The 13,545-nt window shown below is 63.8% G+C and carries 12 protein-coding genes and 1 pseudogene; 7 read left to right on the top strand and 6 right to left on the bottom strand.

What is annotated here, in order from left to right; all coding sequences use genetic code 11:
- The first annotated feature begins 176 nt into the window (after window positions 1-176).
- The 6 genes from WYH_RS05410 (at window position 177) to WYH_RS05435 (ending at window position 5,910) form a co-directional block, all read left to right on the top strand.
- A complete protein-coding gene (locus tag WYH_RS05410) occupies window positions 177-2,645 on the top strand; it encodes a TonB-dependent receptor (protein WP_082347855.1) in 2,469 nt (822 codons plus the stop codon).
- A 131-nt stretch (window positions 2,646-2,776) separates the two neighbouring features.
- Window positions 2,777-3,658, top strand: coding sequence for a hypothetical protein (locus tag WYH_RS05415; protein ID WP_156320072.1), 882 nt, complete (start codon window positions 2,777-2,779; stop codon window positions 3,656-3,658).
- The gene (locus tag WYH_RS05420) at window positions 3,648-4,052 is read left to right on the top strand and encodes a DUF6152 family protein (protein WP_046903030.1); all 405 of its coding nucleotides are present in this window, start codon (window positions 3,648-3,650) and stop codon (window positions 4,050-4,052) included. The genes WYH_RS05415 and WYH_RS05420 overlap by 11 nt, the downstream gene beginning before the upstream one ends.
- Window positions 4,053-4,070: 18 nt before the next feature.
- Window positions 4,071-4,451, top strand: a complete 381-nt coding sequence (locus tag WYH_RS05425) for a DUF6152 family protein (protein ID WP_046903031.1) — start codon at window positions 4,071-4,073, stop codon at window positions 4,449-4,451.
- Between the two features lie 25 nt (window positions 4,452-4,476).
- Window positions 4,477-5,283: a hypothetical protein gene (locus tag WYH_RS05430; protein WP_053833410.1), complete on the top strand. Its 807-nt coding sequence runs from the start codon at window positions 4,477-4,479 to the stop codon at window positions 5,281-5,283.
- Window positions 5,284-5,358: 75 nt separating this feature from the next.
- Window positions 5,359-5,910, top strand: a complete 552-nt coding sequence (locus WYH_RS05435; RefSeq protein ID WP_053833411.1) for a MarR family winged helix-turn-helix transcriptional regulator — start codon at window positions 5,359-5,361, stop codon at window positions 5,908-5,910.
- Between the two features lie 214 nt (window positions 5,911-6,124).
- Here the strand turns inward: WYH_RS05435 and WYH_RS05440 are convergent, their stop codons facing one another.
- The 6 genes and pseudogenes from WYH_RS05440 to WYH_RS05465 form a co-directional block, all read right to left on the bottom strand.
- Window positions 6,125-6,430 (bottom strand): hypothetical protein, encoded by a 306-nt coding sequence (locus WYH_RS05440; protein WP_053833412.1) that lies wholly within the window; start codon window positions 6,428-6,430, stop codon window positions 6,125-6,127.
- Complete coding sequence (locus tag WYH_RS05445; RefSeq protein WP_046903032.1) at window positions 6,427-6,936, bottom strand: DUF6692 family protein; 510 nt, start codon at window positions 6,934-6,936, stop codon at window positions 6,427-6,429. The genes WYH_RS05440 and WYH_RS05445 overlap by 4 nt, the downstream gene beginning before the upstream one ends.
- Window positions 6,933-7,411 (bottom strand): annotated as a pseudogene (locus WYH_RS05450) (DUF305 domain-containing protein). Before WYH_RS05450 ends, WYH_RS05445 begins: the two are co-directional and overlap by 4 nt.
- A gap of 133 nt (window positions 7,412-7,544) precedes the next feature.
- Entirely contained in the window at window positions 7,545-9,899 is a 2,355-nt protein-coding gene (locus tag WYH_RS05455; protein ID WP_046903033.1) for a heavy metal translocating P-type ATPase, read from the bottom strand.
- Entirely contained in the window at window positions 9,899-10,933 is a 1,035-nt protein-coding gene (locus tag WYH_RS05460; protein WP_046903034.1) for a copper resistance protein B, read from the bottom strand. Before WYH_RS05460 ends, WYH_RS05455 begins: the two co-directional genes overlap by 1 nt.
- A complete protein-coding gene (locus tag WYH_RS05465) occupies window positions 10,933-12,723 on the bottom strand; it encodes a copper resistance system multicopper oxidase (protein WP_046903035.1) in 1,791 nt (596 codons plus the stop codon). Before WYH_RS05465 ends, WYH_RS05460 begins: the two co-directional genes overlap by 1 nt.
- A 53-nt stretch (window positions 12,724-12,776) precedes the next feature.
- Between WYH_RS05465 and WYH_RS05470 the strand changes: the two genes are divergently transcribed.
- On the top strand, window positions 12,777-13,061 hold the full coding sequence (locus tag WYH_RS05470; protein WP_179945433.1) for a metal-sensitive transcriptional regulator: 285 nt from the start codon (window positions 12,777-12,779) through the stop codon (window positions 13,059-13,061).
- Window positions 13,062-13,545: the final 484 nt, after the last annotated feature.

Below are 13,545 nucleotides of genomic sequence, written 5' to 3' on the forward strand. Positions count from 1 at the left end.
CGGACGCTTTCCTCATGCGCGACGCTGCCGCCCCGTGCGGCCTGTACCAGTTCGCATTGACTGCTTCTGCCGCATTGGCACCCGACACCATCACTCGTTTGACTCTATCAAAAAAAGATGCATTTGTGCCGGTCAATAAGCTGTCGCCAAGAGACGGCACTTGAGGGGAGGGAATTATGAGGGGGGCCTTATCCCGGCGCTGTGCGTCGTTGCTGGCCGGATGCGCATATATTGCCATGCCGGGGCTGATTTCAGCGCAGGAAGTGACGGCGGATGCCGGTGAACCGATTGCCGAAGAAAGCGCCGGTCCGGCAAGAATCATCGTCACTGCAGAACGCCGCGCGACCGATTTGCAGGATACACCACTATCCATCGTGGCCGTGACGCAGGAGACGATCGAGTCAAAAGGCATCGAGGATCTCGACGATCTGGCCACCTTCACGCCCAATCTGAACATCACCGGCGGCCGGGGCAGCGGCGGCTCCAACCCGCAATTTTCCATCCGCGGTGTTTCGGGAGGCGGCGGCGCGACTGGCGAACGCGGCGTAGGCCTTTATCTCGACGGCATTTACATTCCGCGCACCAATGGATCTGTCCTGCGCGTGCTCGACATCGATCGGGTGGAGGTTCTGCGCGGCCCGCAAGGGACGCTGTTCGGCCGCAATTCCACCGGCGGCGCGATCCGTTATTTCACCAAGAGGCCGGAACCGGGCGTCACCGAAGGCTATGTGCGCGCCACCATTGCCAATATGGACCGGCACGATCTGGTCGGGGCGCTCAATGTTCCCGTCGGGGATGACGCTGCGCTGCGTGTCCAGGGGGCCTATCTCAATCAGGGCGGCTGGGTCACTCGCGGCACACAGGAACTGGGGAAGACGACAGACTATATCGGCCGTGCCGATCTGCGCTTCGAACCGACAAGCGATCTCACCGTTGATCTCGGCTTCCTTTACTCGGACTCGCGCAGCAACGGCACGCCGCATGTCTTCGAGGAATTCGACATGCGGCCGGGGCTGGAAGGGTTCTGGGAAGGGAATTACGGCGACTGGCTGAACGATGCGCTCAAGCTCGACGGTCAGGCCCCGATCGCAGCCTACAACGACCCGCGCATCGTGATCGACGATTTTACCGCACCGGGCTTCTGCCTGATCGACGATTTCGATCCGGATTTCGACGAACAATGCGAGCAGTTCGATAACACCGAATACTGGCAGGCCTCGCTCAACCTGGCTTACGATCTGTCTGACAATGTGAGCGTCTCGAGTATTTCGGGAATTTCCAGGCTCGATAACAACAGCAATCTCGACTGGCAGTATCTCGGCACCGAAAGGCGGTTGAACGAGATCACTTCAGAGGTCTTCTATCAGGAACTGCAGCTGAACGCCTCGCTCTTCGCGGGCGCGGTCGACCTGGTCGTGGGGGGCAGCTATTTTCATGAGAAGTCGTTCAACGATCAGGAAGTCGTAAACCGCCGCGGCACCAGCGATACGCCGCGCGGCGGCCCGAACGCCAACATACCTCAGCCCAACGGAAACGCCGATCTGGGCCTGTTTCATCGCAGCGATACAGAAACCACCCAGACCTCCGATTCCTACGGCCTGTTTGCCAGCGCGACCTGGCACATCACGCCAGACCTGAATTTCACCGGCGGATTGCGATACGCCCATGATTACAAATCCTATGAATCCACAGAGTTCGCCCATGAGACGTTCACGCCGGCGCCAGGCACCGACCGAACCACGGTCAACAGCGATCATAATTGGGACCAGGTCGACTGGCGCGCATCGGTCGATTACCACCTGACCGACACCTGGATGTGGTACGTCACTGCCTCCAAGGCCTACAAGGCGGGTTCCTATGGCGGCCTGGAAATCGTCGACAACATTCGTGGAGAGGATCAGAGCGGTGAATTCCTGCTGCCGATCGCCCCGGAGAAGGTCGTCAATTTCGAGACGGGTATGCGCATCGAAGCCTTCGATCGCCGCCTGCGCTTCAACCCCACGGCATTCTACATGCTCTGGACCAATCGCCAGGCCGCGCGTCAGGCACAGTGCTCCGGTCAGGTCGGATGCCCCGAACCGCCGGGCTTCCAGATCGAAATTCAGAACACGGGCGATGTCGATATCTATGGGGTGGAACTGGAAGCACAGGTCTTCCTGACCAATGATTTCTGGCTGGACGGATCGGCCGGCTACACCGGCTACGATCTGAAAGACCCCGTGGCCAATAGCGGGCCCAACCTCTTCCCCGGACCGCCCGAATTCAGCTTCAATGTGGGCGCGACTTACATCGCCGATCTGGGCTTCGGCGAACTGACCTTCAACGCGAACTATGCCTATACCAGCGACCAGCCCACTCATCCGACTGAAACCGGAGATTCGGCATATCGCCTGCCGGCGATCGACCTCGTCAATGCCCGGATCCGGTTCGAGCCGGACAATGCACCCGTCTCGATCAGCCTGTTTGCCAACAATCTGCTCGATAATACCTATGCGAGCTACGCCACCCGTTTCGGCGGGGGCTACTGGGATCGAGGTGGGCCACTTGCCATCCAGATTCCGGAATCCCGGCCGGAGCGGACGGCGCTGTTCGTGGTGCGCGGCAAGCCGCGGGAAGTCGGGCTGACACTGCAATATGATTTCTAGGGGACAGGCGCTTGCCAGCGGGCCTTGGCTCCGCTGGACGCGACCTTTTTGATAGATGCAAAATAAGGTATGGAGAGGGCATGAGTAATTACAGGCGAATCGCACGCACTGCGTGCGCTGTGGCCGGGTTGGTGATTTGTGCTCCAGCGCTGGCCCAGGACGAGGGGCCACCCTCCACCGGCGGGCTGGAACAGCCGGAGATCGTGCGCGAGGACGCGCCGCTGAGCCAGGAACGGCTCGATCAGATGGTGCCGAAACATCCGGGATATCTCGGGGCGCTGGCGCCGGCCAATCTGAACGCGGACCGGCCGCCGGCGCCGATCGACCTCACGGGGACGTGGTTCGTCGATTTGTCCGAAGGCTTCAGCCACTTCATGTTCGGCCCGCCCTACCCCCGGTTCGGGGAGGAAGGCACCCGTGCGCTGATCGATTCCGCCGCGGCGCAGGAACGGGGGGAAACCTACCGCGATTCCATTGGCCAATGTTATCCGCCCGGCATGCCCATGATCATGACGCGGGTGTGGCCCCATGCCTTCATCCAGGTGCCCACTGCGATCTACATGATCTCGGGCTTCAACAATTCCGTCCGCACGATCTTCCTGGACGGGCGGGAATTCTCCGATCCCGATCTCGTCGTGCCCAGCTATAATGGCGAGAGTATCGGCCATTTCGAAGGCGATACGCTGGTCGTCGAATCCAAATATTTCCAGACCGACAATCACTGGATCGACCGCGGCATACCCATTTCCGACGAATTCGAGATCGAGGAGCGGATCCGCCTCCTGTCCGATGGCACGGTGATGGAGGTCGAATATATCATGACCGATCCCGTCATGTGGGAAGGCGAATGGCGATCGACCAAGCGCTTCAACCGCCAGGATTATACCGACATCAACGAGGCGAACTGCATTCTCGCCTACAACGCCAACCTGCCGGGGACCGATCTCGGCAGCGAGGAGGCCGAGAAGCGCGGCACCAGCAATATCGAAGGGGTTGCCGGCGATGAACAGTAAGATCCTGCGGCGCCTGGCCGCGCCTGTGCTGATGCTGGCGATTGCATCGCCCATTGCCGCCCATCACAGCTTCGCCATGTTCGACCAGCGCCAGATCATGACGATCGAAGGCGATGTCATCGAATTCCAGTGGACCAATCCGCACGCCTTCATCGAACTGGAAGCAGGCGATGGCCGGCACTGGAGCATCGAACTGAACAGCCCAAACAATCTCAAGCGGCAAGGCTGGAACCGGGTTTCGCTGCGCAGCGGGGAACACATAAGCCTGCGCATGAACCCGTTGCGCAACGGCAAGCCGGGCGGCCTGTTCCTCGATCTGCGCAAGGCTGACGGCACTGTGCTCGATTCCGGCCTGCCCAAGAACGGGCAGCCCGTGAACGTCCCCCAAATCTGACAGACTGGAGTGCGCGAGATGACCCGCTTGGGAGTTCTGATAGCCGGTGCGGCGCTTGGCCTGATGCCGCTCGCCGGGGGTACGGCGCTGGCCCATCACAGCTATTCGATGTTCGACATGAAAAAGACCGTGGTGCTGGACGCGACGGTGGAGCAATTCCGCTGGTCCAATCCCCATGCCTTCATCCGGGTGCGGGTGCCGACCGATCAGGGGACGGAGCTGTGGTCCATCGAGATGACCAGCCCCAATAATCTGATCCAGGAAGGCTGGACGCGGCGCACGCTCAAGACCGGCGACCGGGTGCAGCTTTACGTCCACCCGCTGCGCAATGGCGCATTGGGCGCCAGCTATGCCGGGGTGAAGCTGGCCGATGGCAGCACGCTGGGCGAGGTAGATTGATCGCCTGAGCGGCGAAGGGGGACGGATGATGATTTTCAAGCGGGCGGCCTGTCTGGCCGGTGCGGGCTTGCTGGCCTTCGTGCTGGCAAGCGCAGGTCATGCGCAATTGGCAGCGCCGATCCAGAGCCCGGTGCCGCAGGGGATCGATGCACAGGACAGCGCCGGCTTCGCCAAGGGCAAATATGCCGCGCTGGACGCGCTGCCCGACTGGGGCGGCATCTGGTTCCTGGTCCGCTCCGCCGGGCCGCAAACGCAGCCGGTGCTGAAGGATGATTACGCGGCAGAGCGTGAACGCTGGCGGGCCGAAGTGCTGGCCAATGGCGGGGTGGAAAGGCGCAGCCGATCCAATTGCAGCCCCCCCGGCCTGCCGCGCATCATGCGCCTGGCCCAATATCCTTATGAATTCCTGTTCACTCCGGGCCGCGTCACCATCAACCAGGAAGCCTGGATGCAGACGCGCACGATCTGGACCGACGGGCGCGAACATCCCCCGATCGAGGAGATCGACCCGACATTTCACGGCCATTCGATCGGCCATTGGGAAGGCGATACGCTGGTCGTCGATACAATCGGCATCTCGGACGAGCTGGAGTTCGGCGAAGGCGGGGTGCATTCCGACCAGTTCCGCCTGGTGGAACGGATCCACCTGTCACCCGACGATCCGGACGTGCTGGTCAATGAAATGACCATGACCGATCCGCTGGCGCTGGCCGAACCATACAAGGTCGAAGCCCGCTACCGCCGGGATCGCCACGGCTCGCTGATCGAATTCCAGTGCTCCGAAAACGACCGCAATCCCGTCAACGAACACGGGGAGACGCTCTTCCTCTAGCCAGCCAACCTCTACGGAGTTAGTGGACCCAGGAATTGGAGGCCGGTCATCGGCGAATGACGAAAGCCGAGTGACATGATGAACAATCGCGGCGACACAGAAGCAGGGGATGATCCGCGCATTCCCGACCCTTTGCGTTCCGGGCAGAGAACAGGTCCCCTTGCCCGCCTGCTCAGCATGCGAATGGTCGTGCTGTTCGGCTTCATGCGCCGTTCCGGTGTGCGGACACGGCAGCATCTGTTCGATATTTCGGAAACCGAATGGCGTATCCTGTCGCAATTGGGCCCCTTCGCACCGCTTTCACTGAACGGATTGGCCGAACTGCTTGCAAAGGACCGCGGCCAGCTTAGCCGGTCTGTCAAATCGCTTGTCCAGCGCGATCTGGTTACGCGGCGGCGCAAACCCGGCGGGCCAGAGATCGAATTGGGTCTGACTGACAAAGGCAAGACGCTGTTCGATGACATGACCGAACTTGCAATAGAACGGGACCGCCGCCTGACCGAGAATATCGATCCCGATGATCTGGCGGCAGCCATGCGCGTGGTGGAGCAAATGATCCTGCACGCCGAAAAGATGCTCGAAGAAAACAGCGAAACGGGGGAAGGCGCGCACCCACCGGCTAAATGAGGCGTTCCTCCGCCATATGCCCCGCACGGAGATCCGGCGCCTGCAGGCAACTGACCCTGTTGTGAGACAAAAGAGTTATTCCGTTTTCACACGAACTTTCCGCGGACGTCGGCCCTCACAATAACAAAATAGTTCTTCCATTTCACACTCACCATCAGATCATATAGAGAACATCAATCGAAGTCCTGCATTTCCGAGACAATAAAGTTTTTCATTATTCGTGTGGCCCACCGATGGCTCTCTCGCCGACGCCGTCGTGGCAATGGGCGCACATCGTCTTGTACTCGCCCGCGCCGGCCGCGACCATCGCCGGGGTGAGCTCGGGTGCGGCGATGTCGTTCCCGCGCCCCCTGCACCGAGTTGCGGAACGTGGTGTCGAGCGCCAGGCGGTGATCGGGCTGTGCCGCTCGGTTGCGGCGACATTGTAGCCGCCCGTCAGGATCACCAGTAGCGCAATCAGAATGAGCAGCACGAGCATGGCGAGCGCTCCCAGCAGAAGGCTCTTCCAATCGATCGTCACCCGTCATCCTCTCCGGTGCCGACACACTGGCGATAGCCGCGGAAGCCGAGCTCGTCCTTCACGCCGGGGAGCATCACGATCATGTCGTGCTCGGGCAAGCCGGCGTTCCCTTCGCCTTCTACGGGCCGCAGCTGAACGGTGAGGCCGCCAGCGGCGAACCGCTGCTCACCCGCGGCGGACAGTTCGATCAGCTTGCCGTTTAGCTTGATCGTGGCCGGCCCGCCGGGGCGGTAGAGGAAGGATGGCTCGCTCACCTGAGTCAGGCGGATCGAGCAGCGTCCCTCCAGCCCGCGCACAGCGGCGATGTCGGCATCGGTCATCGTCTCGGGCTGCACCGCCTCCACGACGATCCCGGACAGCGCTTCCGCCGCGCCCATGCGCGGGGCCGGCGTGGGTGCGGGATCGATCTGCGCCTCGCGATCATTGCCCGGCGCGCTGTTCGAATTGCATGCGGTGAGTATTGCGATTGCAAGGAGTGCGCAAGCGAGGGGAGACAGGCGCCTCATTCCACATCCTCCTGCGCATCTGCCGGTCGTGGCTTTCGCTCCGCCGTGCGCACACCGTTCGCCTCGATATCGGCGATCAGGTATTCCATCTCGGCGATTTCCCGCCGCTGGGCGAGGATGATGTCGTGCGCCAGCTCCCGCACGCGCGGGGCGCGGATGTGGGCACGCTCGCTGGTCATGATGGCGATCGAATGATGCGGGATCATCGCCTTGATGTACTCGGAGTCGGTGACCGTGGTCTGGCTACGCACCAACCACAGCGCCATCGCGAACATGAAGCTCGCGGCGGCGAGGATGATGATGTTCTTGGTGACGTTGCGGTACATGCCCCACATAAACAGTAGCATTATCACCATCATCGCCGCGCCCATGACGAAGGCCATCGAGAAGCGGGTTTCGCTCCAGAACACATGATCGATCGAATAGGTGTGAGGTACATCAGCACGAACATCACGACCGTGGCGGTCGCGATCATCGCCAGGACGCGCCATTACATGCCACCTCCGCCGTGATCGTGCTGCCTCTGGTCACCTTCCGGCATGCTGCGATCTTCCCTACTTTACTTCGCGAATGCGTGAGCCCGCCGAGGTTTCCGAACTTGACCAGGATCAGCCGAGTGCGACCCGCCGCAGACGCAAGGCATTCACGATGACGGACACCGAGCTGAGGCTCATCGCGGCTGCCGCGATCATCGGGTTCAGCAGTAGGCCCAGGGCCGGGAACAGCGCGCCGGCGGCGAGCGGGATGCCGAGCGTGTTGTAGCCGAAGGCAAAGACGAGGTTCTGCCGGATGTTGCGCATCGTCGCGCGAGAGAGCGTGATCGCTTGCGCGACACCGAGAAGGTCGCCGCGCAGCAGCGTGACGCCGGCGCTTTCCATCGCCACGTCGGTGCCGGTGCCCATGGCGATGCCGACATCGGCGGCGGCGAGTGCGGGTGCGTCGTTGATACCGTCACCCGCCATGGCGACTTTGCGTCCTTCCGCCTTCAGCGCCTCTATCTTGCGGTGCTTGTCCTCTGGCGAGACGTTGGCCTCGATCTCGTCGATGCCGAGCTGGCCTGCGACGGCCCGGGCGGTCGCCAGGCTGTCGCCGGTGAGCATGACGATGCGGATGCCGCGCCGGTGCAGCGCTTCGATCGCCTGCGGAGTGGTCGACTTGATGGGATCGGCGACGGCGAGCAACCCGGCGGGCTGGCCGTCGATGGCGGCGAACATCACCGTCTGCCCCTGGCGGCGCCCGTCCTCGGCAGAAGCGAGCCATGCCTCGTCTGCGATGCCGATGCGGCGCATCATCTTCTCGTTGCCGATAGCGACACGGCGGCCGGCCACATCGGCCTCGATGCCCTCGCCGGTGGTGGAGGCAAAGTTCGTCGCTGCTTCCACAGAGAGGGCCCGCGCCTCTGCCCCGTCCACGATGGCGGCGCCGAGCGGATGCTCGCTGCCCCGCTCCACCGCAGCGGCGAGGGCAAGGAGCTCGTCCTCCGCTGCATCGCCCATCGAAGAGACCGCCACCAGCTCCGGCTTGCCAAGCGTCAGCGTGCCCGTCTTGTCCACCACCAGGGTGTCGATGCTTTCCAGCGTCTCGAGCGCCTCGGCATTGCGGATGAGAATGCCATGATGCGCGCCCTTGCCAGTGCCGATCATGATCGACATCGGCGTAGCGAGGCCGAGCGCGCAGGGGCAGGCGATGATGAGCACCGCGATGGCGTTGACCAGCGCATAGGCGAGCGCGGGTGGCGGCCCCCAGACCGCCCAGGCGGCGAAGGTAATGAGGGCGACGGCGATGACGAGCGGCACGAACCAGCCCGCCACTCTGTCGGCGAGGCGCTGGATCGGCGCGCGGCTGCGCTGCGCCTCTGCCACCATCTGCACGATCTTGGCGAGCATCGTGTCCTTGCCGATCGCGTCCGCGCGCATGACGAAGCCGCCGGCCTGGTTGACGGTGCCGCCGATCACCCGGTCGCCGGCATTCTTGGCGACGGGCAGCGGTTCGCCGCTGATCATCGATTCATCGATATGGCTGGAGCCTTCCTCGACCACGCCATCGACCGGCACCTTATCGCCGGGCCGCACGCGCAGGCGATCGCCTTCGGCCAACTGGTCGAGTGGCACCTCGCGCTCCTCCCCCGAGCCGAAGATCTTGAGCGCGGCGGGCGGGACGAGCTCCAGCAGCGAGCGGAGCGCGCTGGAGGTGGCGCCCCGCGCGCGCAGCTCCAGCACCTGCCCGAGCAGGACGAGCGTGGTGATGACCGCCGCGGCCTCGAAATAGACGCCGACGCGACCCGAATGGTCGCGGAAGGCCGGCGGGAACAGGCCGGGCGCGATGGTCGCGGCGAGGCTGAACAGATAGGCGGTAGCGACGCCGAAGCCGATCAGCGTGAACATGTTGAGGTTGCGCGTCAGGAGCGATTGCGCGGCGCGCACGAAGAACGGCCAGCCGCCCCACAGCACGACCGGCGTTGCCAGCCCGGCCTGCAGCCACTGGGCCCAGGCCGGCTCGACCAGCGCGTTGAGACTGAGCCCCGGCACCATGTCGCCCATTGCGTAGAGGAACAGCGGGACGGTGAAGAGCGCGCTCCACCAGAAGCGCCGGCGCATGTCGGTCAGCTCGGGATCCGGACCATCACGGAGCGAGACGGTCTCCGGCTCCAGGGCCATGCCGCAGATCGGGCAGCTGCCGGGGCCGATCTGGCGCACCTCCGGGTGCATCGGGCAGGTGTAGATGGTGCCTTCGGGCACATCCGCCTGCGCCTTTCTATGCACGCCTGTGAGGTAGTGGGAGGGATCGGCGACGAACTTCTCACGGCATCCGGCGGAGCAGAAATAATACGGTTCGCCGCGATGCTCGGCTGTGTGTTTGGCACCCGCGATGGTCACGCTCATCCCGCAGACCGGATCGGTCGCGATGTCGCCTTGAACCGCGTCGGGTGCGGCGTGGCTGCAGTGGTGGTGATCTTGGCCCATCAGAACCACGCCTTCACGCCGAGCAGCAGGGCGAGGCGGTCAGAGTCTTCGCCGGCGGCGCGCGCGCGGTCGGCCGTCTCGCCCAGCTTCGCCTCATAGCCGATGCCGATGTATGGAGCGAACTCGCGGACGATTTCGTAGCGCAGGCGCAGGCCCGCCTCGACCGAGCTGATGCCGGCGCCGATGCCGCGCTCGGCGATGTCCTGCGCCGCCAGCGAGAGTTCCGCACGGGGCTGGAGGATCAGCCGCTGGGTGATGCGTTGGTCGTATTCCGCCTCGATCCGCGCGGTGAGATCGCCTCGATCGGAAAGGAAGGCGGCTGCGTCCACTTCGAACATGTAGGGCGCGAGACCCTGCAGCCCTAGCACCGCATGGGCGCGGCTGTCGGGCTCGAGATCGTAGCGAATGCCGGCCTGCACGTCGAACCAGGGGCCGATCGCGTGACTCCATAGCGCCTGCACCTCGGCCGCTTCGACATTCCCGCCGAACGCGCTCTCGCCCTCGCCCTTGACCCACAGCCGGTCAATGTCGCCGCCGTACCAGCCCTGCACATCCCACAGGTACAGGTCCCCGCCGTCTCCGAGCCGCGCCTCCAGCCGGTCGAGCATGACGGTACCGCCGGTGAACTCGCCGTGCCCGCGCGCGAGGTCCTGCCGGGCGGGAGCCATGACGGCGGTGCCGTAGATCGCGTCGGCGGCGTGCTCCGGCCCCTCCAGGGCGCGCGGCGGCGGGCCGGAGGAAGGCGGAGGTTGTGCGGGGGCGCCGTGGTTCATTTGCGCGTGGCCCATGGTCGAGTGGTCCATCGCGCCGTGGTTCATCCGGGCATGATCCATTTGATTATGGTCCACGGCACCACTCTCGGCCTGCGCATGCTCCGTTGCCTGATGATCCATGTGCTCCATCGAGCCCTGCTCAGTTGCCTGGGGCTCCTCCTGCGGCTCAGCGGGCTCGACATGCTGCGCATGGCCGGAATGGTCCTGCGCCGCCGCCGGGTGGGCGATGAGCGCAGCCGTGGCGAGAAGCAGGGCGCGCATCAGGAAGCCTCCTCGGGGAAGGGCCGCACCGTCACCACCTGCATCATGCCGGCATGCATGTGGTAGAGCAGGTGGCAGTGGAATGCCCAGTCGCCGGGCTCGTTGGCGGTCAGGTCAAAGGTCGCCTTGCTGCCGGGCTGGACGATCAGCGTGTGCTTCAATGGCTGGTGCGCTTCGTCCGCACCGTTGACCAGCTCGAAGAAATGGCCGTGCAGGTGGATCGGGTGCGCCATCATCGTGTCGTTCACCAGCGTCACGCGCACCCGCTCGTCATGCGCGAAGCGGATCGGATCGTCGGTGACGGCGGAGAACTTCTGCCCGTCGAACGACCACATGTAGCGCTCCATATTACCCGTCAGGTGGATCTCCAGGCTGCGCTCCGGCGGGCGCACCGGGTTGGGGCGGACGGCAACGAGGTCGATGTAGCGCAGCACCCGGTGCGAGACGGTGTCGAGTCCCAGGCCGGGGTAGTCCATCCGATCCACCGGCATCGGCGCGACCATGTCGACACCGGCGCCGTTCACGCCCGGCGGCAGCTTGGAGAGATCGCGCATGGAATGATCCATCGTCCCGCCACCCGATCCGTGGTCCATCCCCGCCATGGCGCCGTGATCCATCGCCGCGCGGTCCGTGCCCGGCATCGCATCGTGCCGCATCGCGCCACCCATGCCGTCCATGCCGTCCATGCCGCCCATGCCCATATCAGCCATCGTCAGCGTAACCGGTCCGCGCAGCGGCGGTACGGCAGCGCGGTGGCCGGGCGTGGAGGTCAGCATGGCGACCCCCATGCCGGAGCGGTCCATCGCCTCGGCAACGATCGCATGCGCTCCCTCGCCCGGCTGCACCACGAGGTCATAGGTCTCGGCGACGCCGATCTGCAGCTCATCAACGGTCACGTCGCGCACGTCCTGCCCGTCGGCCTGGATCACCGTCAGCGGCACTCCAGGGATGCGCAGGTTGAAGAAGGTCATGGCGCTGCCGTTGATCACACGCAGCCGCACCCGCTCGCCGCGGCGGAACAGGAACTCAAGATTGTCTGCGGGTGCATGGCCGTTGACGAGGAAGGTGTAGGTGGAGCCCGTGACGTCGGAAACGTCGCGCGGGTCCATCCGCATGGCGCCCCAGCGCATCCGTTCGGCGATGGACATCTCGCCCTCGCTTGCGGTCTGCCGATTATAGTTGAAGTAGCCTTCAGAGACCTTCAGCTTCCGCATGATCTGGTGCGGGTGCATCGGCGTGAACTCGCTCAGCAGCAGCACGTATTCGCGGTCGAAGCGGGTGTCTGGCCCGTTCGCCGGGTCGATGATCAGTGGGCCGTAGTGGCCGATCTGCTCCTGCAAGCCCGAGTGGCTGTGCCACCAGTAAGTGCCAGCCTGCCGCACGGGGATCTCGTAGGTGAAGGTCTCCCCCGGGCGAATGCCGGGGAAGCTGACACCCGGAACGCCGTCATACTGGAAGGGCACGAGCAGACCATGCCAGTGGATCGAGCTGTCTTCGTCCAGCAGGTTGGTAACGTGGAGGCGCACGGTGCGTCCTTCACGGAGGCGGAGCATCGGACCGGGGATCGTGCCGTTTACGGTCACCGCGTGCCCCGCCCTGCCGTCGGCCATGAAGTGGCTGCGAGCGATGGTCAGGCGGATGTCTTCGCCGTCGAGCGTTCCAAAGCCCTTTCGGGCGGCTGCGATATCATCGCCACGGGCCCAGCCGGGCATCGGCAGAGTGGCGGCAGCAGCCATTGCAGCTGAGCCGGTGATCAGCCGCCGACGCGAAAGAACGAGGGAATCGGCCATGGTCTTGCAATCTCCTGCGACTGTTGTAGATACCCTATAGGGGTATATCAAGGATGATCGCGATGGGCTGTGAGGGTACAAGGGCCAAGGTCAACCGGCTCAACCGCATCGCCGGCCAGGTGCGCGGCGTCGCGCAGATGATCGAGGACGGCCGCTACTGCATTGACGTGCTGACGCAGATCCAGGCGGTGAAATCCGCGCTGGCCAAGGTCGAGAGCGAAGTTCTCAAGGATCACGCCGCGACCTGCGTGGCTGAGGCGATCGCCTCTGGCGACGAGGCCGAGCAGCGGACGAAGTTCCACGAGCTGATCGAATTGATGGAGCGCCAGCGTCGCTGACGCTTCATCTCGAAGAGAACGCTGTCAGACGTGCGGAGCGGGCCGCAGCGGGCTCATCGACGCTGAACGAAATGCAGTTTCGCATCAAGCCCTGACGGCCGCATCGGGGCACTAGCGGAGACGCGATCGCACCTGGCCGGCCGTTCGGCAGCTTTCCGCCTTCTGTCGTTGCAAACCCGACAGTCTCCTGCCGGCCCAGTTACAGCCTTTGGCTGGTATGAACAAAGGGCAGCTTTCGACGTCCTCTTCCGAGCAAGTGGATGACCGCTAATCAGGCGGCAGCAGCCAGCCCTGCCTTATCTAGACAGTATCCCAAGAACATGCGGATGTTCGCGACACTAGCTGGGTGCGTTGGTTTGACCGAAGGAGCGAGAACCCAGCGGGCGAGATGAGAGGAGCTTCGCAGGCACAACCACCATTCCATGGTGCTCCACACCCTAATTGCAAATCACTCGCAATGCGGATTTCTGATGAAACCCCTGAA

Origin of the sequence: Croceibacterium atlanticum (genome assembly GCF_001008165.2) — a bacterium.
GTDB lineage: Bacteria > Pseudomonadota > Alphaproteobacteria > Sphingomonadales > Sphingomonadaceae > Croceibacterium_C > Croceibacterium_C atlanticum.